This is a genomic window from Desulfobacula toluolica Tol2, assembly GCF_000307105.1.
Taxonomy (GTDB): domain Bacteria; phylum Desulfobacterota; class Desulfobacteria; order Desulfobacterales; family Desulfobacteraceae; genus Desulfobacula; species Desulfobacula toluolica.
This window is the reverse complement of the sequence record NC_018645.1, coordinates 3999201-4024527: the sequence shown is the minus strand read 5'-3', so window position 1 is coordinate 4024527 and position 25327 is coordinate 3999201. Positions and strand designations below refer to the sequence as shown.

The following is a 25327-nucleotide window of genomic DNA, read 5'->3' as shown; positions in this document are numbered from 1 at the left end:
TTATATTTTTTTTCTTTTCCATCCCAGGGCCACAAGGCCTATGATGCCGATGACAATAACCATGACCATCCAGGATGAGCCCGATGACGTAATCTTTGTCTCCTCCATTTTGTCTTCAACCATTTCAAAGCCTTTCATCTGTTTGCCTTGGGTTTTCGCTTTGATAGTCTCTTCCTGCTGATTTTTTTCAATGGGCTCTTTCAATCCTTCCCAGGTTTTGGCATGCTCGGCTTCATGTTCGGCCTGGGTTTTTCCCACGGCTTTGGCAATGACCATTTTAAACTGCTCCAGCTCTTTGGGCGTCAGCAGGCCATGGAGGGAAATGATGTTGGTGACAAATTTTTGAAGCATGGGATTGTTGCAGGTGTGTTCACAGCAGGCCACCCCTTTTTCAATGACATTTAATGCATAGGTCCTGGCCAGATTCTTTTTTATCTCTTCCGGCGCTTTCCAGTATTCTTTACGGTCCGCCTCCAGCATCCGTGCCGCCATGGACTGTCGGGCCCAGGGGTTGTGTTTGTTAAAAAAGGATTTCAGCTCCATGCCGTATTTGTCCTGAATATAGACCTCATAGATCTGTTCCCATTTTGCACCGTCAACGGCAAAGGGAGTCGTCACCTGCCAGCCCCAGAGATGTTCCACAAACCGGTTCATCTCCCTTGCACCTGCATAATTTTCCTTTTTCATGCCCTCAATCCATTTGGGATTCAGGTAACGGGAGCGCAGCTCTTTGCCAATGGTTTTTTCTATATCTTCAACATAGGCGGCATCGGGGTTCATCTGGTTGGACAGCACCACATCCGGATATGCCCCGCTGACCCGTTTTACGGCCAGGGCAAGGCCGCCCAGCTCTGAGAAAACGCCGTCGGTATCCAGGTTCATGAACAGATTGCTGGACCGGGTGTGCATGGTCATTTTCACATCTTCAAGATTCTTTTTGTAGGCGGACTTCAGGGGTTTGCCCCACACGCCCTTACCATATCCAAAGGAGACAAAGTTGATAAACACATCGGCAATCTCATCATCGCCTTCCCAGAGCCCGCTGTTGGGAATAAGGTCTTCAATGGTATTACCGTAGCTGCCCAATTCATTGGAAAACACCCTCAGCTGTTTTAACTGATCGGCTTCTTTTTCGTCATAGCCTTTTTCCAGAAGGTAAGCTTTTATTTTCTGGTTGTGAACAGCAATGAAATTGTCCACATCCTTTAGTTGGCCGGCCTTGCGCACGGCTTCATCCATCAGCAGAATCAGGGTGGGAAAATTATCCCTGAAAAGGCCTGACACCTGCATATGCACATCAATCCGCGGCCGACCGAGTACAGTTCCCGGGATGGGTTCAACCCCAATCACCTTGTTGTTCTTGTCCCAGACAGGCTTCATCCCCAGAAGGTGGAGAGCGGTCCCCACCTGGGTTCCTTCATTGCGTTGAAGTTCAATACTCCAGAAAACCAGGCCGATTTTTTCCGGGTAGGTTTTGTTTTCTTTTACATATTTTTCAATCATTTGATCGGCCTGGGTTTTTCCTAAGTTCCAGGCATCCTTTGACGGCACCTTGGCTGGATCAAACCCGTAAAAATTATTCCCCGTGGGGATGGCCTCGGGGTTTCTCAAGGGGTCATTGGCCTCAGCAGAAGGGATGTATCCGCCGTCAAGGCCTTTAATCAGATGATCCATTTCTCTATTGCAAAGGCTTAAATTCTTTTTGATTTCTTGAAAAGCAAGTGTGTCGTTGCGTTCATGGATCAGTTGGGAAAATTCTTCTAATGCTTCCCCTGTGGGAGAGGTGCCAAAGGTGTGAAGGCCGTATGGCAGATTGGCTTCCTGCAGTTCAAGCAAATAATGTTCAACAGCTTCAATGGCCTCTTCGTTAAATTTTTTTATCATCAGATCCTCAAGCAGTCCCAGTTTGGCTGCCATGGCTTCAATGCGCTTGAATTTTTGGCCTGCCAGTTCGGGACTCCGGATTAAGGTGTCGTTATACTCGCTGATAAGGCCCCCAAGTTCCTCGTATTCTTCATAGGTTCCGGCCTTTTTCATGGCCGGGATCAGGTAATCGATAATCACGCCCCGGCCCCGGCGTTTGGCCTGGACCCCCTCTCCGATATTATCCATGACATAGGGATAAATATTGGGTATGTCCCGGATCAGGACTTCCGGGGAGCAGGATTGGCTTAAGCCCGCTTGCTTGCCGGGAAGCCATTCATGGGATCCGTGGGTCCCAAAAGAGACGATGGCATCGGCCTTGAATTCGTTTTTCAGCCAGAGGTAAAATGCCGTATATTGATGATGGGGCATCAGCTTGGTTGAATGGTATAGCTTTATCGGATCATCATGCCAGCCCCTGGAGGGCTGGGGTATAAGGATGATGTTGCCAAGGGGGATACAGGGAAAAATAATATCCTGGTTCCGAGTCATGATTTTGGAATCCTCCACTCGGCCCCAGTCTTTTTCTACCTTTTTTTTGTATTCTGGATCAATGGTTTGATACCATTGCTTGTAGCGCTCAAAGGGCAGGCGGATCGCTTGTCCTTTGCTGATAAGCGCATCTAGCTCACCCGAAGCCCAGGAACCAATGTTTCGGCCGGAGGCCAGGATAAGATTTTTTATCTCCTCTTCAGATGGCAGGTTACCCGCTACATGATAGCCTTCTTTGGAAAGCCGCTGTAAAATTTCTTCCAGGCTGCGGAACACGTTCAGGTAGGTGGCACCGATGTTCTGCTTGCCGGGGGTGTGGTTCCAGAACATGATGGCAATTTTTTTGTCCTTATTCGGCGTTGACTGGAGTCTGCGCCAGGCATTGATGCGTTGGATGAAAAAGTCGATATTCTTTTCAATGGGCTGATAGGTGTATACATCTTTTCCGGTTTGTTTGTCCCGGGATGCCACCCTGCCGCCTATGGCGGAAGGTTCGATCAGGCCCAGAACCTCCGGGTTGCTCATGGCATAGGTGACTTCCATGGGTCCAAGCCCCTGGGGATCATTTTCCCACTGGGGAATGGTCAGAAAATGCACTCTGATGGGATTTAAAACCGGAACCCCAAGTTTGGCAAAAAGCTTTCGGGTTTTTTCGGCACTGGATGGGGCAAACTTGTAGGACATGGCCGCAATCAGGTTGACCCTGGATTTTCGGCTTTTTTCGTCGTAGAAATAGTGTTCCACCGCCTTGTCCGGGGGATAGGAATATACCGGCAACACATTGATCCGGTTTGCTTCCAGCTTTTCGATGAGCGAACGCACAACGTATCCGGTTTCTCCTGGATAAACGTAGGTATTCATTTCAGGAATCCCGACCCAGAAGCCTTTTTCTTTGTAGAGTCCTGATGATTTATACCAGGAAAAATAGGCCTCAAAGCTTTCGAAAATGCGATCACTTTGGGGATGGAAAATACCTGTTTTCGGAACGATTTGGGGCGGATCACAGTCCGTAGCCAGGCCGTATTCCCGCTTGAGCAGAAAACAGATGAGGTTTGATATGTTTTTCCGGGTAAGGGAACGGGCATACTGCTTGATCCTGGGATCGGATATGATTTTTTCAGGGTTGTTTGCCACCGTGGAAAGACCGTAAACCTTGGTTGTCTTGAAATTTGCATTTTCAAGAACATATTCGCTCAAGGTGCGATACATGTCATCAAGGATGATGATGCCGGATTCATTGATGACCTCCTGATCGATCTTTCCATCGGCCAGATCTTCCTCTGTATAATAATGGAGGGTCACATGCCCTGATATCCCGGGGTCTTCCAATACCTGGGAAATGGCCTGGGTGACATTATAGGAAGCTGCCGCCCCCATCAGCAGGGTCAGGGTTTGTTTGTCCCTGGTGTCAGCCGGGAAAGCTGTCGAAGCCAGGGACAGGAAGGCAACAATCAATAAGATTATAGTTTGATTTTTGTACATGATGCATTCTCCTGAAATGCTGAACTTGCTTCTAATGGTTTCAGTATCTGTCTTGTTACCAAGTGGTTAACCTGATAGAAGTTATTATTATTTTTCATTATGATCTCCTGTGATACCGGAAATCAAAGCATCAAACGCCTTGGCCATAACAATCGGCAGAGCATTGGACGAATCAATGGTCTCAGGTCTGATATCTTTTTTTCCTGACAGCCTGGCAGTTACTGAACAGCACATGGTATCGAAAAAGTTTAATTCTTTGATAAGCCCTTTTTCATAGTCATCACTGATTGACAGGGCCGACTCAATGAAAGACGAATAATAGGGTGTTGCCAATAATTTTTCCATTCTGGAAATCAGGACCTGTTTGTCATAATCAAAGGCGCAGTGCTTGACAATCTCCTCTATCCTCAGCTTACGGTCGGTTAATCTCTGGAACAGATCCCGGTCTGCCGCAAGACCGTTCTGCTTTAAAATCGCCTGGGTGACACCGGCATGGACCGCTTTGGCAATGAGCTCGCCGATTTTGCTGTGTCCACCGGCAAAGCGCTCAACAGGCCCGTCCCCCTGCACCACCATGATATTGTCAGTGCCCGTGCCGGTGGCACGGTGGGTCAACGGTGTGTAGGAACTGCGGACATCCATATCCAGCAGGGCTGCGGATTTGGCCTCGGTGGCTGTTATAATGCTTCTGGCCCTGGCATTGGGGGGCAGGGTACGATTGGTCATGACAATAATATTGATGGTGCCGTGTGAAAAATATTGGCCGGTATCCTTTGACATGCGCATGGCATTGCCTTTGACACCCGCCGTTACCAGTGCGGTCACTTCCAGGTCTTTAAAGCTCTTTTTTACCACGGCCAGGTTGTCCATGTCAGCACCGGTCATCATGGTGCTAAATTCACCTTTGGCAAACCCCAGATTTTTTTGGATCGCTTCCTGTGCCTGGGTAACGCCATAGGCCATGTGTCCCAGGCTGGCAGGCATGGGCACATAGGTGTTGCCTGCTCCCAGTATCCCGGTCAGGTTTCCTTCAAAGGTTGACAGGATCTCCTGGGGGCCGTTGAAACGAATCACCAGGGACTTGTATTCGGAATCCGCCACCCGGTGCCGCACCACCCGAGCCTGCTTAACATAATCAAGGCCCAGGACCACAGGGGATTCATCCAGAACCGCATTGGTGGTCACGGCCTTTTCAGGGTCTGCAAACAGATCCAGGTAGAGGACGGTTGCCAGCCACTGGACAAAATACCCCACCCGTGTGGAGACCTGGCAGGTCAGATTACAGGGAAACATTCTGATAAATCCATTCTGCACTGCTGCCACATCTTTCCAGCCGTCCTGCTTCAGAAAGGCTTGCACAGCCTTTTCGTTTCTGCTGCATCCGTAGACCATCTGGGAATTGAACTGCTGCCATTGTTCCTGGCTGACCGGCACGGCAAATCCGTTTTTCCCCCATTTGGGAGGGATGCCCCCGGCGGCGGTAATTATTTCATTCTGGAATGAATCGTCACCCGGGCAGGAAAGCGTGGTGCCCGCCATTACCCGGACTACTCGTTTTCTTTGTTGGACCGGCAGGTTGCCCAGCCTGGACTTGACCAATGCCAATTGTTCCCGGTTGCGCTGGATGATCTCTGAGGCTTTTTTTTCGCAATCAAACAATTGCCCGATTATTTCCATCTGATAAAAGGCATCTGCTATGCTTTTTGTTTCCATCACCATCAGGGGGCAGCAGTCCGGTCCAAAATATTGAATCACTGCTTTATGAAAAGGAGCTGCAATGATCAGATCCGGATGGGTTTTGGCAATTGCATCAATGTCGGGATGAAAATAACCGCCCACATGATTTTTTCGAAAGGAAGGATACAAAACCAGGTCTTGACGGGTCAACCCCACCAGTACCTGTTCCCGGCCGAATGCCCCTATCATTTCTGTGATATAGGGCACCAGGCAGACCACGCGCCGGGGTTTTTTTTGTATAATGAGCTTGTTTTGTGCGGAATCTGTTACAGTTAAGGGAAAAGCCCCTCCCGAACATGGGAGGGGCAGCATCAGGATCAAACCGGTCAGAAAAAAGCACAAGCTTAAACGACGATTATCTGATCTCATTATTTAATAATCCTTTTAAAACAAATATTTCAAACCGGCAAAAAATGTACGACCCGGCATAGGATACCCTTGAACAACCGCATAGTCTTTGTTGAAAAGATTTTGAATTTCAGCCTTAAGAGAAACATCACCATATTTTTCAAAGGACAAAAGTGTTTTGGAAACAGTCAGATCAGCAACAGTATGGCTTCCCAGTGCTGTGGCACCGGTTCCTTCATAGTCGGTTATATCCTGCTCACCTATATAGCTGAAATTCAGGCCTGCGGAGAAGCCGATATCGGAATTAGCAACCTTTAAACCATAGGATGCCGTCCAATTGGGGGTATACTGAAGATCTTTCTTGGTAGCGTCATCCGCATATTCGGTAAGATAGGTAAATGAACCGTAGGGCGCCAGTGTATATGACCAGTCAAGCAGGGCTCCAATATCCAATTGCAGACTGCCTTCAATGCCTGAAATGGTGGCACCTTCAACATTTTCATAACGGGTAAGGTCTTCAGCCGGGATATAAGAATAATCAATCTTATTTTTAAAATCCGTGTAGAAATAGGTCATACCACAAGAAAAGGCTGCTCTTGAAAAATCCATGCCTATTTCATATGTTTTGCTTTCCTCCGGTTTAAGATCCGGATTTCCAGACCAGATGCCAAACCCCCAGGCGCTGTAATCATTAAACATGTAAAGCTGGTCTGCGGTTGGCATTCTGAATGCTTCGGCAAAATTGGCCCGTACACTTAACCCTGGTGCCAGTTTGTAGACTGCTCCTAAATTGCTGGACCAGTTGGTTTCATCAGTCTTTTGACCATCATCACTTTCGATTTCATATTTATCATAACGGCCCCCTGCCGATAGAATCAATTTGTTGTCCATCAGTTTGATTTTTGCCATGAGGAATGCCGCCGGGTTGTCATAAGTGTTTTCTTCACCGGCCATGGTATAGGTATTGCTGATGGCATAATTAGTCCAGTCAGCACCGGCTGTGATATGGGCGAAATCCCACTTAGCCGTCAGCTGTGCCTGCGCACCCTGTTGATCTGTATCTCTAAAGTAGGAATTATTGCTGCCATAATTTTCCGGATCAAAGGTTTCGTACTCATCTTTTCCATTAAAATAGCGCAGGTTCCATATCAAAAATCCATCAGCTGTTTGCCCATCATAAACCAAATCAAAGGTTTTGATGGCATGGTCCACATAATTGTCCAAATCATTATTGCTCAGATAGTCAGGATTTCCGATGCCATCACCTTCATACCCGGTATAGCTGAATCCAATCCGGTTTTCAGGCGCAAACGTCCAGCCGGTATTGAAACTAACTCTCTTTTTTGAATCAAATCCCGTGTTGTAATATTTGTCGCCATTGGCAGTGTCGTAATCATCCTGAGATGATTTTGAGGCATCAAATGAAAAGTCAAAAGCCTTGAACTGGCCGGAAGCTCCGGCTGAAGCCTGCTGATAGTCCCAGCTGCCTAAAGTTCCTTCCGCATAGAATGAAGGTTTGCCGGCCCCTTGTTTGGTAATAATATTGACAACCCCGCCCATGGCAGAAGCACCATACTGGACAGACCCAGGTCCACGGATGATTTCAATCCTCTCCACATTACCCAGCATTATTTTTGCCAGATTTCCGGTTCCGGCCCGTCGTCCGTTGATCAGAATAAGAACATGACTGGCCAGATCATTACCATGGGTTTCAGTCCTGAAACCACGGATTTCCACTGAAACAAGTGAATTGGGATATTCCCGGATCATAAACCCTTTTTTGGATAGCAAATCACCCAGATCCTGGGCAAAAGACTGCTGGATCTCTTCTTCTGTCACAATTGTAATATTGGTGGTGACATCCTCTTTTTTTTCTTCCACTCTTCCCGCAGTTACCACCATCGTGTCTAATATCGACGTCTTTTTTTCCGACTGTTCTATTTCTTCACTCCAGGCAGGCAGTGACCACATAAACAATAACACTGCAAACAACTTAACAAATCTATGCTTAAACATGAAAAAACCTCCTATAAACAAGTAAAATTGCCTGTCCGGAAAAACAAAAATCCCCGGACTGAATAATTATTCATTCCAGGGATTTCCCTTTTTTATCCTTAGATATTTGACAAGGGTCACTTCGTCCTCAAAGTTTATACCCTCTATGTTCAGGCAGGTCTTCTGACTAACGGATCAATCTTGCGCCACACCTTCCCAACCATTTGGTCAGTGGTATACTGCAGCGTTCGTCCCCGATTACAGCGGTGGGCCCGTCCACGATTTCAACGTGGTTCCCTATTGTGCTAAATGCTTTAAGCACCTGAACGGGAAAAAATATTAACTAATAACTTTGAAATGTCAAGTTAAAAACAAATTGTGTTTATTGGCCTCAATTTTTCACGCACGTTTTTAGCCTGATATTATTAACTTTCTATCAGAGAGAGCTTAATAAATTTTTAAACCTTGCCTGTCAGTTGCCTGTGTGACGGATTTCTGATGCTGAATCAATTTGTTGTTTTCATCAAAAAACATGATCAAAGAGAAACAAGCCCCATATCAGGTAAAAAATAAGAAGTCCTTGTTTAAGTGTATGTTTCATTTTATTCAAATATCGAGTGTTATAGTTCTTTGTTCAGAATTTTTTGGGTAAAACACATTCGGTATTACAATGGTATAACATCCAATGCATCTGATATATGGTCGCAAAATATTTTTGTAATGCCATCAATATAACCGATGCCGTGATCAACCACTGAGACCTGGATGTCGTTTCGTTCAAAGGTTTTCTGCCAGGAGTCTTCTTCGCAGGTAAGATCTTCCTTGAAGTGGACGCCTGCCACCAGCATTAAGGGGATGAGGCAGACTTTTTTATACCCGGCAGATTTTATTCTTTGAAGGGTATCGTCCATATCTGGAAAATATTCCACCACACCTATGAATATACGGTTGCCATAGTGTCGGCGAAGCACGGCTTCCATGGCAGGGTAGGCAGTCCATGCAGGGTGGTCCGTACCGTGGCCCACAAGGATGACGGCCTCATCTTTATCTTTTGGGAACATAGGCTCAAGGGCAAGAGCTGCTTTTTCATAGTCATTGTAAGAGGTCAGCAGGGGCAGGCCAATGGAGGAGCGGATATTTGCATGGCTTCTTTCCGTGACTAAGCGGTCGAATTCATGACCGCAGATCATGTGCAGTGATTGCATGACAACCCATTGGTGGCCCTGCTCGGCAAAAATTTGGGCCATTTCAATGGGATCTTTTAAATCAAGCTGTTTTTTGCGTTTCATGGTGCATTTTACCATTCTCGAGGAATAGGCCCAGTGAATTTTATGTTCCGGAAATGTGGCCTCAAACACCTGGCCCATTTTTTCATAGGTTGAAAATGCCCGTGCAGTGGTGCCGAATGCAGTTAAAATAATGGGAACATCTTTATTTGTATTTTTTTTACTGGTCATTGCTGTAATATCCTTTTTTTGTTTTTTGAAACTGCCGCCTGATGAACAAAATTATGATTTCACATTACCTGACAGTTCTGTTTTGTTTGCATTGCCTTTATCAAGGCAATGGCTTTTTGGGCGGACTTTTGCTGTTTTTTATACTTGGATGCTTTTAAAAAAGCCTTCTGCGACCGGGTAAGCTGGTGATCATTCATGGCGCAATACCCAAGCATTAGCCATACCTGGCCCGGGGTATCGTTTTTTGAGGCCGTCTTTTGTTCAAGCATTTTTTTTGCCAGCGTTTCATATGCGTCTGCTGCCTTTGCATATTCTTTTTTGTTATACAGGATTTGGGCTTTTATCCTGAGCAGTTTAATGTCCTGACAAGCGGACAGTCCTTTATCAATCCATTCCAGGGCTTTGTCCTGATCATAGGCCATGGTAAAGGCCCGGCTTATTTTTGCAATATTTTTTTGATCCTGTTTCTCTTTTAATGCAGCCGTGTAAAAAGATGCAGCCTTGGCTGGCACATCCAGGGAAAGATACAGGTCTGCCGCCAGCAAAAGCTCTTTACGGGTCATGGGGGTCAAGTAGCCGTAAATGACCAGGGCGGATAATCCCTGCTTGAACTGGTTGTTTCCCAGATGGATATGGCTCAGCGCCTTCCACCATTTTGGTTCCAGGGTATCCGTCCGGGTCAGAAAATCAGCATATTCCAGGGCCTTTTTGTTCATATTCAATGACATATACTGGTGCAGCAGAATCTCCTGCCATTTTTTTTGTTTTTCTTTTTTTGAGTTTGAAGCCAGTTGTTCAAGCCAGGGCAGGGCATCCCGGTAACGTTCAAGGGCGAAAAGGATATGGACAAGGGTTTCTTTCCAGGCAAGGGTCACTTTGTCAGGGTGAAGTTTTATCAACCGGTTAAATACGGTCAATGCCGTTGCAGGGTCGTTTGCATGAAAATTACAGACTGCAGCATAATACAGGTGAACCGGTTTTTGAGTTTCAGATGTCTGGTATCCTTTTTCAAAAGCTTTGGCTGCCTGGGCAAAAAGGCCGGCTTCATACCTGGTCTTTGCAAGATTCAGCCAGGCTGCACAAAAGGTTGGATTCTGCAGAACCGCCTTCTGAAAGTTTGTCATGGCGTTGCGGGAAAATATTTTGTTTTGTTTTCCTTCAGTTTCTTGTGCCAGTGTCAGGTAATAGTTGCCCAAAAGGAAATAGATATAATAATGGGCATATCCTTTTTTTTGAATTTGTTGTTTATCAAGCCCGGCCTGCTTTGCCGTGAACTTTTCCAGCACGTCAACGGCTTTTGGGATTTCGCCGTTTTGAAACAGCAGTTGGGCTTTGTTGACACAAATACCAGCTGCCAGGGGAAGGTGTTCTTCTTCTGCCATGGAAAGTGACGGTATCACCAGAAAAACCAGGAGAATTAAAATATGTTTCAACCTTATCTGTTTCATTATTGCTCCAGTTTGAATCGGATAGTGGTTTGAGCCAGTGTGGCAACAGGAATGCCTTCCACGGTTCCTGGCTTGAATTTCCAATGGGAAACACAGTTTATCACACTTTGGTTAAATATGTTTTCAGGCTGGGCATCAATGATGCTGATCTGTTCCACGGTTCCGTTTTTTGTCACAAGAAACTGGACCGTTACAGCTCCTTCAATCCCACGCCGGGTGGCCCTGATCGGATAGATGGGTGGAATTTTTACAAGGGGGGTAATGGGGGAATCCAGTTCACCCATGGTGTAGTGGGTTTTCAGCATCGGGCCATTCATGGAAAAGTGTTCAAGACTTGGCATCACAAGATCCATTGGCGCTGCCGGAAGTTTCGGGTTTAATTCAAAGTCAAGTCGTGGCTTCAGGTTCATGGGCCTTTGTTTGAGGGGTGTGGTATGGGATCGGGCTATTTTTTTCAAGGTATCGGGTTTTTTTATTTTTTCCGGTTCTTTTTTCCGGGGCGGGGTTGTGGGTTTTTTAACCCTGATGACCCGTATCTGTCTGATGTCATCCAGTGCATCAGGCTTGTCGGGAACCATCTGGATCAGGCCGGGCATCAAGCCGAAGAGAGTTATATTGAGAAGGATGGAACCTACCAGGGCCAATGTCCATCCCCAAAAAGATCTGAAAGAGGTGACAAACATACTTCTATGCTCCAGTATCCAGGTTTGCGGCAATGGATATGTTTTGGGCACCGGCCAGCTTGCAGGCATCCATCACATTGATCACAAGACCTGTCAGACTTTGTTTGTCCGCCACAATAACAACACTGCCTTCCGGGTTTTCTGCCAGGGCCCGTTCCACATTGGCCCGGACCGCACGGATATCCACCTGGCGCCGGTCAATATGGATGGTGTTGTGCTGTGTAACGCCAATTAGGATGGTGGATTTTGCTTTACTGACCGCTGTTGAGGCTGTGGGCCTTGCTATGTCAACTCCGGTCTCTTTTACAAAACTTGTGGTTACCAGGAAAAAAATCAATAATATAAAGACCATGTCAATCAGGGGGGCGATATTCAACTCAAGGTTTTTTGAGTTTGCCCGTCTGGCAGCTGAAATGTTGAGCATGGAAAATCTCCTTTTGTTGATAAAAATTTTTTTATAGAAAACGTTTTAAATACATGCCGGTGGCAGCGATTCTGTATTTAAGGTTCTGGGCTCTTTTGGTTAAAAATCCGCCCATGTAAAGACCGGGTATGGATACCATAAGTCCTGTCTGAGTGGTGATCAATGCCACGGAAATACCGCCTGCCATTGCTTTGGCATTGCCTGTGCCGAAAATGGTGATCACATCAAAGGTGTCCATCATTCCGGTTACCGTGCCCAACAGCCCTAAAAGGGGGGCAACCCCTGCCAATACCCTTATGACGGCAAGATGGGTGTCCAAAGATGAGGTCAGCCTCACAACGGTTTCATCAAGGATAAAATCATCCAGTTTTGGGTCATGGCTTCGGGCCGCAAGAAATTCTCTTACCAGAAGCGAGTTGGCACCCTGGTATTTTTCTTCCGGCATTTGATTGGTTTTGACCAGTTGCCCTGCCGTATCCCGGGTAATGTTTTTGATATAAAGCCTGTGCATAAACATCACCCGGTTGATGATCAAAAGCCACATGAAAAATGAGATGGTCAAAATCGGTATCATTACGGCTCCGCCTGACCGGATATAATTTTCTATGGAAAACAGCAGTTCTGTGATCATGATACTATTGCCTGCTCTCGTTTCTGTTCTTGAACACCAGATTGACAAATGCTACGGATTTTTCTTCCATGCGTGAAATCTGGGTTTCAACCCTGCGGCTTAAAAAGGTGTGGGCCAGCATGATGGGGATGGCCACGGACAGGCCCAGCATGGTTGTCACAAGCGCTTCTGAAATACCGCCTGACATCATCCTGGGATCACCTGTGCCATAGTAAGTGATCACATGAAAGGTGTTGATCATGCCTGTGACGGTTCCCAAAAGGCCGAGAAGCGGGGCAATGGCCGCGAGCATTCCCAGGGTGGATAAAAATCGTTCTATTTTTGGGATTTGCCCCAATATGGCTTCCTGAAGTGCATTTTCCATGTCCTGCCGGGTCTGGTCTTTAAATGCCATGGCTGTCAGGAGTACCTGGGGGAGAAGTTTGCGGTTTTTAGATTCCAGAAATTTGCGGCAACCGTCCCAGTTATCAGCCATGACAAGTTCCCTGATAGTTTTCATCAGCTGTTCCGGGTGGGTACGTCTTTGTGTAAAAAAGAAGACTCTTTCAATGAGAATAAGAACGGCTATCATCAGGATGATCAATATGGGCCAGACAATGGCACCGCCTTTGGGAACCTGTTCCATCAGGTTTAGCTGATGGGCCAGCTGCCGGATCGCTCCGCCTTTTGAAACGTCCATGTAAACATTGTCGCTTTTACCCTGCATATAGGCTGTGATATTGTTGGTTATCCGTGAGGAAGGCAGTTTGGAAAGGGCAAAATACCGCTGGCTCTGGTCTGAATACAAAAGAAATCCAGCCTCTTTATCCAGAAGATAAATACCTGTAAAATTTCCCAGGATCAACAGTTTTGCCTCCTGCTCCTTGCCCTGGCGATCAACCATCAAGCCTTTTGTCAGTGTTACCTGGCCTGTGGTATGGATTTCATCAAACAGGTTATGTACCAGTTTTCTGACATCATCCATGGAAGGAAATTTTTCCTGGAGGATGACGGGTTCCAAAAAATTGTGGCGGCCCGGTGTAAGACCGGATTGAAGGCTTTCGAGTAAAAGGGCTTTCAAGTCTTTTGCATTGCTCCTGACAAATCCTGAAAATTCACGGTTCACTCCACTGGTTTTTTCAAGCTCCTGTTTGAGACGGTCTTCCTCAAGTTTTAATTCAGTGATATGGGTTTGAATCTGTTTGTTTTCAGCTTTAAGATGGGTGATATTGGTTTTCAGCTGTGCAATGGCTTTTTTCAGGGCTTGTTTATTGCTTTTAATGTATGTCAACTGGTCTTGTGCCTCTTGTTGTGCCTCTTTTTTCTCATCCAAAGCTTTTTGAATCAATTGCCTGCGCTGCTGCTCAAATGTCTTGTAATCTGATCGCATGTCAGATCGTCTGTCAGATTGCATGTCCGGCTGAACATCCTGGGCAAAGGCGGGAAGCGTTGCCAGACAGACCATGATAATACAAATAAAAAGGGGTTTCTTTATCATTATTCATCTCCTTGTATGGCCAGCTGTCCTAAGGGGAGGGGTAAAAGCTCCACAGTTCTTCTCTTGTTGCCGATTTCAACGGCTGAGCGAATGGCTGGGAGGTGGTCGTCTGCAAGTGGCAGCCATGATTTTTGTGCCACATTAAAATAACCTGAAGACTGCTTATCTAATGATAAAAAGAAAAGAGAAACCCGGCCCAGGCGGAAAATATTGCCCAGAACTTCTTCTGTGCCGATCAGCACTTTATCCTGGTATACTTCAATGGTGGCGCCATACTCTGCTTCAATAAAAAGGGCTTCCATTACCTTCCGGTATTTTTCCGCAATGCAAACCTCGGGATCATGGATCACTTGTTCAAGTGTTTTCAGCCGTACTGCCCTTTCTTCTTTTAAAAAGGGGGGATCATTGGCTACAAGGGTGGAAAGTTGGGCATACACCTCTTTTAAAAAGGGAAACAATTCTTTCTGGATTTTTGAGGATTCTTGTTGTTGTTTTAAAAGGGTCTGGTTCAGTTTTTTTTGACTTTTTTGAGTTGTGATTAAGTCTTTGTTTTCCGATACCAGCATTTCATGCTCTTGTTTGAGCTGTTCGTACAATAGAGCCAGTTTTGATTTTTCCTGTTCCCATTGGTCTCTTTGTTTCTGTGTTTCCCGGCGGATCTGCACCGACTGTTCAACCGGCTGCTTCACTTGTTTTACCGTGTCTGTTCTGCACCATCCTGTGGAGGGAAAAACAAAAGCACATCCCCCCAAAAACAGGACAACTGCCTGCACTATTAAATTGTTTGTTTGTTTCTTGAAAAATTTCATTTTTATTCAATCATCTTATATTTTAAAGGGTTAAGTGTTATATGAGTCCCTAACCAAAAAAGACCACAAAGCCGTATCCATTTTCAGGATCATTGACCTTCATGGCCTTTTTTTTAGATCTTGCTAATAAATGACAGCCTGTACTAACCGGCTCTTATTATTTTATTTGGATTTTTGTTTTAATCAAAATTATGATGGACAGCTTCTGCTGTGAGGTTAGTTGGTTGAAAATTATCATAATTGATTGAAAAGTATTATAAAATGCTTTTTAAAAAGTCAAATGTTTTCTCCATCTTATATTTTTTGCAAACAGCTCCTAAAAGTTTATATTTAAACCTGCCTGTACCTTTAATCCGTCATCCGGATACCCGTAGTGCGATTCAAAATCAGTATCAAACAAATTGTGAATATGGACAAAGATTTGTGCCTTTTTTTTCAGCACCAGGACTGGATGAATAATTTTGGCATCTGTGGTGATGTAGGTTTTTATTTTTTCATATTCGGTGTTCAGAGTATCGGTAAACTGATCACTATAGTGCCTTGCCGTAATTTCCAGTTTGGTTCCGGTTTTGAATTTTGTTTTCAGGATCACCTTGAGGGTATGCTCGGGAGCATAACTCAAATTTTTTCCATTGTCCTTGTTTTCAGTTTTCTGCCAGATATGGTTCAGATCCAGGTCTGTTGTGGATGTCAGGTGAAACCTGACACTTGTTTCCAGTCCCTGCTTGTACGCCCGGTTGATATTATCCGGGCGGCTGATCAGATCAATTCCCCGCTGGTATTTGATCAGATCCCAGGTATCTGTCCTGAACAAAGAGAACTCAAGCTCATTTTTGTTTTCAAAGGTATGAGTGATTCCTAAAGAGAGAGAAACGATTTTTTCTTTTTCCAGATCCGGGTTTCCCCTGACCTGATCAATGCATCCGTGACTTGGCTGGTACAACTGGCCAAAAGAGGGAATATTTTCAGAATATCCGGCATTGCCTTTGACAATCGTTTTTTCAGACAGTTCATAGCTCACTCCTGCATTGCCGCCCGGAGAAAAGTGAAAATCACTGGTATAATCAGATCTCAGGCCTGTGGTAAGGTTAAAGGGGGCGGATCTCAATGTATAGACCCCATGAAAAGAAGCCATATTTCTTTCGTGTTTTCCGCTCAGCGTATGGTCTACCCGACTGTGTTCTGCCAGTGTACCGAAACGGAATTCGTTTTTTTCCGCGCTGTTGGTTATAAAAAAATTGGTTCCAAAACCTGTGGTGAATGCATCCAGTTTTGCTACATCGCCATTGTTTGCGGTGTCTTCCAGCTTTTTGACATCCAGATAGGCTTTGACATCATAATCCAGTGCCTGCTGAGCCATTCCGTCGAGTTTGACATCCAGGCTTGCTTTTTCATAGCGCTGGTGGGCATTGGGGGTGGGGTTGTAAGTCGGGCCGGACACACCATGATCTGATATAAAGCCTTTGGCGTTCACCTGGTATTTGAACAAATCAACTGCCTTTCCATAGTGAATGCTTAAATTGCCCTGATCTTTTTTGCTGTTGTCCCGCTTTCCGTCGTTATGGCCGACACCGCCTGAAATCATATAATCACTGTCATCGGCATCTGATCTGCATGTGGCACTGACATTGGCCAGGCCATATGATCCGGCCAAGATTCTGACACGGCCGTTTTTTACGCTTTTTTTCTCGGTTTGCCTTGATTCGATTTTTTTGGATTTGATTTGTCCGGATTTGGTTTCAATATAGATGGCACCGGCACTGCTGCCGGGCCCCAGCCAGACAGGGACAGGGGGTTTAAAGACAGTGATTTTTTTTACAATGTCTATGGGAATACTGCCCAGGTCAACCCCGCCATATTGCATGGTACTCACGGGTCTGCCGTCCACAAGTACCAGTACTGATCCTGAACCGCCGCCGCCCCGGATGGAAATCCTTGTTCCCATTCCACTGGTTCCGGGTTTGACATCCACTCCAGCCATGCTGCCAAGGACTTCGTTCACCTGGAGAAAGTTTCTCTGTTCGATTTCCCTGGCATCCATGCTGACAATCTGGGCGGGATTTTTTTTGATATAATCATCAATTTTTTCACCGATCACCACCACCTGTTGAAGCTCCATGGGAGCTGGTTGATGGTCAGATGTCTTTGCCGGGCCGTCATGATCCTGAGCCTTGGCAGCTGAGGCAAAGCACATGCAGAACAGTGCAGTACATAAAAGCATTATGACCACACCATGTCCTTTTATGTGTATTGATTTTTCAGTGTTCATTATTTTTTTAGCCTTTATTTTTAGCTTTTATTGTCTTTATAGTATTAATCTTTTTTCATGCCAGGTCTGTTGTCTAAATCGTGCTGGTTTACTAAAAAAATCCATGGCTTATTTGAAACAGGATTCGGTCTGACCCTTACACGGGTCTGGTATACCTCCCGGATGGATGCTTCGGTTAACACCTCTTTTGGGACACCTGCCTTGAAAATACGTCCGTTTTTCTTGTTCAGCAGCACCAGCCGGTCGGAATACTCTGCTGCAAGATTCAGGTCATGGAGTACCATGAGAACTGTCAAAGACAATTCTTTTTTCAACTTGTTGATCAATTCAAGTATCCTGACCTGATGTGTAATATCCAGATGGGAGGTGGGTTCATCCAAGATCAGAAGGGCGGGTTCCTGGGTCAAAGCCCTTGCAATGGATGCCAGCTGCCGTTCCCCGCCGCTGATCTCATTGATTCTGGCATCTGCCAGCCTTGCCACATCTGTCAGTCGCATATATTTTTTTGCAATATCCACATCATTCCGGGTTTCAAAAAACTGGTATTTTTGAAAAAAGGGCAGCCGCCCCAACTGGACATAATCGCGCACTGTCATGCTTGCCGGATCAATGGTCTGCATGACCACAGCCACCCTTTTGGCAAGGGCTTTGTTGGAAAGCGTTTGTATGTCTTTGTTTTCTATATGAATCGTGCCGGTTTCCGGGTGGATGGTTTTTAAAATTGTTTTAATCAGGGTTGTTTTGCCGCACCCGTTGGGGCCGATCACAGCCACAAATTCACCTGGATCAACTGAAAATGAGATGTCCTGGAGAATCATTTTTTTTTGGTATCTAAAACTTAAATTTTTGATTTCCAGCAATGGCTTCATAGGCTCACCTGCTTTCTTGAAAGAGCCCAGATAAACATTACTCCGCCTATGATCCCTGTTATGACGCCCACGGGAAGTTCAAGTGGTGCAATAATAATACGGGCAATCACATCGGACAGGGTTAAAAATGCAGCGCCGGCCAGAAAGGATGCGGCCAGAAGAATCCTGTGGTCGGGACCTGTCATCATGCGGACAAAGTGGGGTACAATCAGCCCTACAAACATTATGATACCGGCAACGGCAACACTGAGTCCCGTTAAAAAGGATGCAATGATAAACAGGATTTTTTTTGTCTTTTGAGTGTTGATTCCAAGGGTGGTTGCCTCTTCTTCTCCTAAGAGCAGTGCGTTGAGATCCATACAGAAAAAATAGGACACAAAAAGGCCTGCAATGGAGCCTGCACAGGTGATTGTTATCAGTGTGGTATCGGGTTCATCAAGAGAACCCATGATCCACAGAACAATATTCTGAAGGTCATCGCTTTTTGAAAGGGCCATGAGCAGCATTACAAGAGAGGATGCAACATAGGAGATCATCACGCCTGTAAGCAGCATCCTGTTGGATTGGACATCCTGTGTTCTGCTGTTCAGACTGTACACCAGAAATATCACAATGCTTGCTCCCAAAAAACCGGACAATGGATAGGCGATTATACCTACAACAGCATACAGCTTGAACAAAATATTCATGCAGACCCCCAGGGAGGCACCTCCGGAAATACCCAGGGTATAAGGCTCTACCAATGGATTGCGGAACATGCCCTGAAGCAGTGTGCCGGCAAGGCTTAAAGCACCGCCAATGGACATCCCCAGAATGATTCTGGGCAGACGTATGCCGACAAGGATGCTGTAGTCTGCCGTTCCTTTGCCGTGGACAAGAATATTGGGTATCTTGTTTAATTCAATGCCCGCACTTCCGGTGCAAAGCGCCAAAATGCCGGTGGCCAGAACAAGCCCTGCAAGGCCTATGAGAATCAGCAGCCATTGTTTGAATCTTTTACGGTTCAACACTCACCTCCTGATGGGCCACCTCTGTATGTACCAATTTGGGACTGTCTGACTTTGGACTGTCCGATTCCGGATGTTCCAATTCCAGACAGGCTATTTCCGGATGGATCAGGGGCACGATTAATCTTAACCCTTTCACAAAGGTTGCCGGTGTGGGACTGCAGATCATTTCCGGGTCCAGAACGTGAAGCCGTTTGTTTTTTACTGCATCAATGCCTTGGAACGACATCCATCTTTGCCGTTCAATTAATCCGGCTTTTTTGGATGTCCCCATGGTGGCGATGAGAATGACCTGGGGGTTTTCCTGAATGACTTTTTCCCGGCTGTATATGCCGGAGGATTCATGTTCTGCAATATTGACACCGCCGCCATACCGGATGTATTCATTGATAAACATATCCTTGTTGGCGGAATGCAGGGGTTTTAAACCGATTTGCAGAAATACCCTGGGTTTTTTAAGCCCGCAGGTTTTTTTCATTACATGAGCCACCTCTGTTCTTGCTTTTTCCACGATGACCTTAGCTGTTGATTCTTTTCCAAGTTTTTGTCCGATAGTCAGGGTCATGTCGCACATCTGCTCAAATGTTTTTGGATTTTCGGCCCTTAAAATCGTGATATGCTGTCGTTCTAAAATGATGAGCTGTCTTTCCCTGGTTAGGGCGCTTGCAATCACAAGATCGGGACAAAGACTGATAATTTTTTCAACATTCATATGGGTTACGGACCCGATTTTTTCTTTAAGTCCTGCCTGTTCCGGTATATTGCAATAGGTGGTGTTGGCGATCAGGCTGTCCTGGGCGCCCACAAGATAAATTGTTTCCGTTATAATTGGGGATAAAGAGATCACTCTTTTGGGAAAGGCTTGTCCTGCGGCAAATGATTTTTTTGTTCCGCATAAAAACAGGATGACGAAAACAGCCAGAATTATACACAAACCAAAAGATGGTTTAAAATTTTTAATTGTTTTCATGGGTTGATTTGCCCTGATTTGATTTGTCTGGATTTGATTCATCTGTATTTAATTTTGCCAGTGCCCCGGTAAAGATAGCGTTAAATGCTGTTTTCAAGGTGACAGGGATATGGTCATCCATGACATGAATTTTTATCTCTTCAATATTTTTTCCTGCAATATCTCCGGCAATGGTCCTGCACCATTTTTGAAAAAAGAACAGATCTTTTACCAGACCTTTTTCATATTCATCGCTTATGGCCAGAGCGGATTCTAAAAATGATGCATATTTGGGCTCAAGAAGCAGGTGTTCCACAACTTGTGCAAGTCTGTTTGGGGTTCCTGATGTATTGTTTATGCAGTCGCAGTTTACATTGGATACCAGCTGGAAAATAGAGATCTTTCTTTCCTTGAGTCGCTGAAAAAGATGGCGATCAGCCGTGATTTTATTTTGTTTTAGTATGGCCTCACTGACACCGTCATAAACCGCTTTTGCAATCAGTTCCCCCATCTTTGAGTGGCCTCCGGCATTTTCCACCAATTGCCCTTCGCCTTGAACCACAATAATATTATCGGTTCCCGTACCGGTTGCCGCATTCATTAAAGGCGTATAGGTGCTTCGGATATCCATGTCTTCAAGAGCTGCGGTTTTGGCCTCAGTGCCTGCAATGATGGTCCGGGTCATGGCTCTTGTTGAAAGACGCATATTTGTCATGATAATAACGTTAATTGTGCCGGGTTCATAAAAGTCGCCTGTATCCTTTGACATGCGAACCGCATTGGACATGACACCGGCAGTCACCAGGGCCACCACTTTCATCTCTTTGAAGACTTTTGTTTTCACGCTCAGGTTATCCATGTCTGCCCCGGTCATTAAAAAACTGGCTGTTTGTTGGTTTTTCCCCATGGCTTTTAATATGGATGACCGGATATGCTCTATGCCCAGGTGATGTCCCGGCGCCCAGGTTGGCGGGGGAGAATAATGATTTCCCACCGTCAGGATATGATCCCGTTGACCTTCAAGAGTGGAAATAATGGTTTGATCCTTTTGAAAATTCACCACCAGGGTTTTGTTTTCAAAATCATAAATATGACTATAATTGATTGAAGCTGACTTTATATAGTCAAGATCAATTTCAAACGGTTTGGACCGGGTTATGGTTATGGGTAAAATCGTGTTTTTTGCTTTGGCAAACTCATCAGTATAAATCATTGAAGAAAGCCATGATACAAAATAACCTGTATGTGTGGAGGCCCTGCAGGTCAGGTCACAGGGAAAATAATAGATCTGTCCTTTTTTTACAGCATCCACATCTTTCCAGCCGGGTTTTGAGAAAAATTTTTTGGCAGCCTCTTTGTCAGGCCCGCAGCCATAAATCACCTGTGGGTTAAATTTTATCCATTCTTGTTTTGTAACGGAAACAATACTTCCTTTTTTGCCAAAATCAGGGGCAATTCCCCCGGCTGCACGGATAATCCGGGTTTGAAAGGAATCTGTGCCAGGAGTCATGATCGTATTTTTGCCCATGAGCCGTATGACGCGTTTGTGTTTTAAATGATTAATTTTAGCTAATTTTTGTTTTATATGATTCAGTTCTGCCTTGTTTTTTTTAATGATCTTTTGAGCTGCTTGTTCGCGGTTAAATATTTTTCCTAAAACCTCTATATTTTTATAAGCACTTTCAATGGTTGTTGTATCAAAAATAAATATTTTGCATTCAGTGTTTTGAAATTTTTCAATGATATCTTGGTGGAGGGTGGAAAGGATTATCATATCCGGTTTTGCAGTTTTAATTTTATCAATGGACGGCAGAAAAAAACCGCCTATTATTTGTTTGTCAAAAGCTCCGGCAAGTGTGATATCGTGGTAGGTGATGGCGTGGATATGCTCTTTTGCCCCTATCTCAAAAATAATTTGGGTGGCTGAGGGCACAAGGCTGATAACCTTATGCGGAGTTTTAAAAATTTTTAAATGATTTCCTTTAGAATCTATGACACTTACAGGATATGCAGCAACTGATGTTGTACAGATTATGAAAAGCAAGGCGGATATTAAAAGAAAAGGGTTGAACTTTAATCTTTTTTTGTTTTGTATGAGCATAACTTCCTTGGGATCGTGAATTGAATTTATGGAACCTGTGGGGACCAGAACCAATGAGCGGCAGGCTTGTGCTATTGTTTGTCTGCCAACATTTTGATCATAAAAAAGAATTTGAACAAAATGCCAATCATGCAAGCCTGACCCATCTCAATGGTCTGTGTTTTGATCAAACTCTAAAAATGTGCCATTACATCTTTTAAGTGCCCGACCCAGATATCAATCATATTGTCGTATTCAGCTGTTCCTTTAAGGACAACTTCACAGTTGATGCCTTGTTTTTCAAGAATTGATTTCCATGAATCATCTTCTTCTCCTGCCATATCATTTCTGGCATGGTCTCCGGCAACCGACATAAAAGGTATGAGATGAACTTTTTTTATCTTTTTTTCCTTTAACATGGTTGCTATGTCATCTATGGTTGGAGAACCTTCAACAGTGCCAACAAATATGTTGGCATCTTTTCTCTGAAGATGAAACATCAGGGCCGCATAAAAAGCATTTGAAGGGTGAGGCGTTCCATGGCCCATCAGAACAACCGCTTCATTTTTCTTTCTTTTAGCAGGTATGTTTTCAATAATGGCATGCGTTACAGCTTCCATATCCTGATGACTGGAAAGAAGCGGAGATCCAATCATTATTTTTTCAATACCGCCCGCCATATTGTTGAACGCATATGCCGTATGCAAAAGGTCATTAAACTCTTCTCCCCGGATTGTGTGAAGAGATTGAACCGCCACATGGGTAAATCCCTGATCCATCATTTTTGCAAGCGCTACTGCGACAGAGTCAAGTTGTTTTCCCTGTTTTGCCAGCTTGTTTCTGATGATGGAAGAGGTGAATGCCCATTGAACAGGAATATTTGCAAATTCTTTTTTTACTCTTTTATCAATGTTCTCAAATGAAACCTGGGCTTCAGGAATACTGGAACCAAATGCAACCAGCAGAATACCTTTTTTCACAGCTTTGTGATGACCATGACCTGATGCCACAGCAATTGAAGGAAATAGCAGAAAAATTAGAAATAAGGTTAAAATTTGTTTTTTCATGTTTGCCTCTTAAAATTAAATAATTAAATTCAATGGTCCAAGGCAATAAAAAACCCCTGGACCGTTTATTTCAAATGATCCGGGGCATCCCTTTTTTTTCCTCAAGATCTTATTGTAATTCTCTTTTCCACGGAGAATACATACAATGTACCAGGCAGGTCTTCTGACTTTTGGATCATCCTGATCGCTTTGCCTTCCCATCTGTTTTGCAACTGACAGTGGCTTAAGTAAAGCTTTAGTCCCCAATTACAGCGGCGGGCCCGTCCCTGATTTCCACAGGCGTTCCCTTTTAAGCAGTTAAAGCACCTGAAACATAGTCTTAATATTTAGAACTGTTCTAAAAGTCAACTCTAAACTTGAATTTTAAAAAGAATCTCAATTGGAGAATGAACGAAGAACAAATATATCAGCTTCAGGGTCATAGGCTGCAGGATAAGTTTGAATGAATTCAAGGATGGCACGATCATCAGATTCGGTCAGCAGACAAAAAACGTAAAATCTGAAGGCATAAAACACATCAACATCAGGATCGGTTAACACCTTATCCAAAGATTGATCAGCAATCAGGGTGTCAGTAAGATTGAAGACATATTGTATCTCATTTTTCAAAAGAAACCGCATTATTTTGACGTTAACTGAATGGGTGGGTATATATTGACGAATAGATTCCAGGAAAAAGGAGACAGCATATAGTCTTGCTGAAACACAGTGCTTTTGTTTGCATAACTTCAAATGGCCGGCTATTTTTTTTAAAAACAAATTTTTATTTTTTTTAGATAATTTTTTAAAACAGGTGGTTGCCAGAAACCGTTGTTTTAACTTTTTCATTATCGACGGTGTCATTTTCTTTCGTTGACATCTTGCCTTTTCTTCAAATATGGACAGAAATTCTTTCAGGCTTCTCATGCCTGGCGGTGTCAACTGGTCAGTTCCGTTGTCAAGAATAACAGATTCGATTTGTACGTCCAGCAAAGCGGACAGGTGGCATCGACTTTTATTTAGATCATAGCCTTCCAGGGGTTTGAAATAGTCCACAAGCAGGGCTTGGCGGCCGGTTTTTTTAACTGGGAAAAAGCGTGTATTTGATGTAACAGGAATTTTTTTGTGGCCAAACGGGTACAATGCGCTGGTAAAGCAGGGAATAATGATAAAAGCACCGTCCGGAGTGATTTCCGTGCCGTATCCGTCAGTGATTGAGGGTTTTATGCTGATAAAATCTTCGTCCAGTCCTGCGGGGATCAGCAGCTCTTCAAGATCGTGCTGTTTGCTTATGGGTGTGTCGATTTCTTGTTCTATTTGTTTGATGCGCTTTTTGTTTTTTGAGGTGATGCTGACCGAAAGGTTTGAATGGTTTTTTAACAGCAGTTTTAATAAGTGCCGCTTCCCTTTTGGAACTTTTGTTAATAGACTGTATTCAAGCGGTAATTTTTTCAAGTACTCAATGATATCAGGCAAGGCTTTATCGCCCGCTGTCCAGTCAAGAGGGTCGGATGCGCCGTAAAGGGAAATTTCATCATTTTTTTGGTCTGCCATATGGTTGAGGATCGTCAGTATGGCATTAAAGGAGAAGTGACGCCTGACCTTGGGCAAGGCCCATTCATTGCAACGTCTGCAAAAATTGCTGCATCCCGATGTCAATTGAAAAGTCATGGCTGTTTGAAACAAGAGATTTTTTTGGCAAGGTTTTAAATCAAGTTTTGTTTCCCATGTTTGAAAATTCACATGACCGATAGAGTCGGAAGAGTGCTTGATCGAAGCCAGAATCATTTTTTTAAGGCAGTCATGATTTTTTTTGATTTCTGAAGAGCAATGCTTGAACAGAGCATGTTTGAATTTTTTGAAAATAGTTTGTATCTGGTTCAGGCGTTTTTCAAAATTTTCACTGAATTCTGACTGGTTTTGTGCAAGTTTGAGAATATCCATGAAGATAAGTTCGGCAGCTTGAAAATTTTTTTCATACAAGGACGCCAGAAATTCATTTTTTTTTTGTTCCAGCAAGCAATCTTTGGTTGTGAAAGCCTGGATTTTAATGTCGTTGTTTAGTAAAATCATATCATTTGTTTTGAGTCCGTGTTACGGCACTCTAAAGCACCATGAATAAAACAGGGGAGTTTTATTGAAAAAACTCCCCTGTTTTGAGATCAATATCGGTTATGATATCTTAAGATTATTATGTTTTA

17 protein-coding genes and 2 riboswitches are annotated in these 25327 nt (G+C 44.4%); all 17 genes read right to left on the bottom strand.

Translation table 11 applies throughout. The annotated features are described in order from the left end of the window. The 17 genes from TOL2_RS18310 to TOL2_RS18225 all read right to left on the bottom strand — a co-directional run bounded on the left by TOL2_RS18310 (position 1) and on the right by TOL2_RS18225 (position 25199). The gene (locus tag TOL2_RS18310; RefSeq protein WP_014958780.1) at positions 1-3897 is read right to left on the bottom strand and encodes a cobaltochelatase subunit CobN; all 3897 of its coding nucleotides are present in this window, start codon (positions 3895-3897) and stop codon (positions 1-3) included. 87 nt (positions 3898-3984) lie between these two features. Continuing rightward, the gene (locus TOL2_RS18305; protein ID WP_014958779.1) at positions 3985-6003 is read right to left on the bottom strand and encodes an adenosylcobinamide amidohydrolase; all 2019 of its coding nucleotides are present in this window, start codon (positions 6001-6003) and stop codon (positions 3985-3987) included. 15 nt (positions 6004-6018) lie between these two features. Continuing rightward, complete coding sequence (locus TOL2_RS18300; RefSeq protein WP_014958778.1) at positions 6019-7998, bottom strand: TonB-dependent receptor plug domain-containing protein; 1980 nt, start codon at positions 7996-7998, stop codon at positions 6019-6021. Between the two features lie 135 nt (positions 7999-8133). Then, a riboswitch (cobalamin riboswitch) is annotated at positions 8134-8318 on the bottom strand. 324 nt (positions 8319-8642) lie between these two features. After that, positions 8643-9434 carry a sirohydrochlorin cobaltochelatase gene (locus TOL2_RS18295; RefSeq protein ID WP_014958777.1) on the bottom strand — a complete coding sequence of 264 codons (792 nt, stop codon included), beginning with the start codon at positions 9432-9434 and terminating at the stop codon, positions 8643-8645. Positions 9435-9493: 59 nt separating this feature from the next. Then, the gene (locus TOL2_RS18290) at positions 9494-10882 is read right to left on the bottom strand and encodes a tetratricopeptide repeat protein (RefSeq protein WP_014958776.1); all 1389 of its coding nucleotides are present in this window, start codon (positions 10880-10882) and stop codon (positions 9494-9496) included. Beyond that, positions 10882-11565: an energy transducer TonB gene (locus TOL2_RS18285; protein ID WP_051012460.1), complete on the bottom strand. Its 684-nt coding sequence runs from the start codon at positions 11563-11565 to the stop codon at positions 10882-10884. Before TOL2_RS18285 ends, TOL2_RS18290 begins: the two co-directional genes overlap by 1 nt. A 4-nt stretch (positions 11566-11569) precedes the next feature. After that, positions 11570-11989, bottom strand: coding sequence for an ExbD/TolR family protein (locus tag TOL2_RS18280; protein WP_014958774.1), 420 nt, complete (start codon positions 11987-11989; stop codon positions 11570-11572). Between the two features lie 31 nt (positions 11990-12020). After that, positions 12021-12620 (bottom strand): MotA/TolQ/ExbB proton channel family protein, encoded by a 600-nt coding sequence (locus tag TOL2_RS18275; RefSeq protein WP_014958773.1) that lies wholly within the window; start codon positions 12618-12620, stop codon positions 12021-12023. Between the two features lie 4 nt (positions 12621-12624). Then, entirely contained in the window at positions 12625-14097 is a 1473-nt protein-coding gene (locus TOL2_RS18270; RefSeq protein WP_014958772.1) for a MotA/TolQ/ExbB proton channel family protein, read from the bottom strand. Continuing rightward, positions 14097-14906: a DUF3450 domain-containing protein gene (locus TOL2_RS18265; protein ID WP_014958771.1), complete on the bottom strand. Its 810-nt coding sequence runs from the start codon at positions 14904-14906 to the stop codon at positions 14097-14099. The genes TOL2_RS18270 and TOL2_RS18265 overlap by 1 nt, the downstream gene beginning before the upstream one ends. Positions 14907-15222: 316 nt before the next feature. After that, on the bottom strand, positions 15223-17175 hold the full coding sequence (locus TOL2_RS18260) for a TonB-dependent receptor plug domain-containing protein (protein WP_014958770.1): 1953 nt from the start codon (positions 17173-17175) through the stop codon (positions 15223-15225). A gap of 44 nt (positions 17176-17219) precedes the next feature. Then, the gene (locus TOL2_RS18255) at positions 17220-18044 is read right to left on the bottom strand and encodes an ABC transporter ATP-binding protein (RefSeq protein ID WP_014958769.1); all 825 of its coding nucleotides are present in this window, start codon (positions 18042-18044) and stop codon (positions 17220-17222) included. After that, complete coding sequence (locus TOL2_RS18250) at positions 18041-19054, bottom strand: FecCD family ABC transporter permease (protein WP_408605388.1); 1014 nt, start codon at positions 19052-19054, stop codon at positions 18041-18043. The genes TOL2_RS18255 and TOL2_RS18250 overlap by 4 nt, the downstream gene beginning before the upstream one ends. Then, the gene (locus TOL2_RS18245) at positions 19041-20021 is read right to left on the bottom strand and encodes an ABC transporter substrate-binding protein (RefSeq protein ID WP_014958767.1); all 981 of its coding nucleotides are present in this window, start codon (positions 20019-20021) and stop codon (positions 19041-19043) included. Before TOL2_RS18245 ends, TOL2_RS18250 begins: the two co-directional genes overlap by 14 nt. After that, the gene (locus TOL2_RS23830) at positions 20008-22101 is read right to left on the bottom strand and encodes an adenosylcobinamide amidohydrolase (protein WP_014958766.1); all 2094 of its coding nucleotides are present in this window, start codon (positions 22099-22101) and stop codon (positions 20008-20010) included. The genes TOL2_RS18245 and TOL2_RS23830 overlap by 14 nt, the downstream gene beginning before the upstream one ends. A 173-nt stretch (positions 22102-22274) precedes the next feature. Further along, positions 22275-23147 carry a sirohydrochlorin cobaltochelatase gene (locus TOL2_RS18235; protein ID WP_014958765.1) on the bottom strand — a complete coding sequence of 291 codons (873 nt, stop codon included), beginning with the start codon at positions 23145-23147 and terminating at the stop codon, positions 22275-22277. 136 nt (positions 23148-23283) lie between these two features. Then, a riboswitch (cobalamin riboswitch) is annotated at positions 23284-23472 on the bottom strand. A gap of 50 nt (positions 23473-23522) precedes the next feature. After that, positions 23523-25199 carry a hypothetical protein gene (locus TOL2_RS18225; RefSeq protein ID WP_014958763.1) on the bottom strand — a complete coding sequence of 559 codons (1677 nt, stop codon included), beginning with the start codon at positions 25197-25199 and terminating at the stop codon, positions 23523-23525. Positions 25200-25327 lie beyond the last annotated feature (128 nt).

Excerpts from the sequence above, each read along its gene's own strand:
- TOL2_RS18310 (WP_014958780.1), bottom strand. The coding sequence starts at position 3,897 with ATGTACAAAAATCAAACTATAATCTTATTGATTGTTGCCTTCCTGTCC.
- TOL2_RS18305 (WP_014958779.1), bottom strand. The coding sequence starts at position 6,003 with ATGAGATCAGATAATCGTCGTTTAAGCTTGTGCTTTTTTCTGACCGGT.
- TOL2_RS18300 (WP_014958778.1), bottom strand. The coding sequence starts at position 7,998 with ATGTTTAAGCATAGATTTGTTAAGTTGTTTGCAGTGTTATTGTTTATG.
- TOL2_RS18295 (WP_014958777.1), bottom strand. The coding sequence starts at position 9,434 with ATGACCAGTAAAAAAAATACAAATAAAGATGTTCCCATTATTTTAACT.
- TOL2_RS18290 (WP_014958776.1), bottom strand. The coding sequence starts at position 10,882 with ATGAAACAGATAAGGTTGAAACATATTTTAATTCTCCTGGTTTTTCTG.
- TOL2_RS18285 (WP_051012460.1), bottom strand. The coding sequence starts at position 11,565 with ATGTTTGTCACCTCTTTCAGATCTTTTTGGGGATGGACATTGGCCCTG.
- TOL2_RS18280 (WP_014958774.1), bottom strand. The coding sequence starts at position 11,989 with ATGCTCAACATTTCAGCTGCCAGACGGGCAAACTCAAAAAACCTTGAG.
- TOL2_RS18275 (WP_014958773.1), bottom strand. The coding sequence starts at position 12,620 with ATGATCACAGAACTGCTGTTTTCCATAGAAAATTATATCCGGTCAGGC.
- TOL2_RS18270 (WP_014958772.1), bottom strand. The coding sequence starts at position 14,097 with ATGATAAAGAAACCCCTTTTTATTTGTATTATCATGGTCTGTCTGGCA.
- TOL2_RS18265 (WP_014958771.1), bottom strand. The coding sequence starts at position 14,906 with ATGAAATTTTTCAAGAAACAAACAAACAATTTAATAGTGCAGGCAGTT.
- TOL2_RS18260 (WP_014958770.1), bottom strand. The coding sequence starts at position 17,175 with ATGAACACTGAAAAATCAATACACATAAAAGGACATGGTGTGGTCATA.
- TOL2_RS18255 (WP_014958769.1), bottom strand. The coding sequence starts at position 18,044 with ATGAAGCCATTGCTGGAAATCAAAAATTTAAGTTTTAGATACCAAAAA.
- TOL2_RS18245 (WP_014958767.1), bottom strand. The coding sequence starts at position 20,021 with ATGAAAACAATTAAAAATTTTAAACCATCTTTTGGTTTGTGTATAATT.
- TOL2_RS23830 (WP_014958766.1), bottom strand. The coding sequence starts at position 22,101 with ATGCTCATACAAAACAAAAAAAGATTAAAGTTCAACCCTTTTCTTTTA.
- TOL2_RS18235 (WP_014958765.1), bottom strand. The coding sequence starts at position 23,147 with ATGAAAAAACAAATTTTAACCTTATTTCTAATTTTTCTGCTATTTCCT.
- TOL2_RS18225 (WP_014958763.1), bottom strand. The coding sequence starts at position 25,199 with ATGATTTTACTAAACAACGACATTAAAATCCAGGCTTTCACAACCAAA.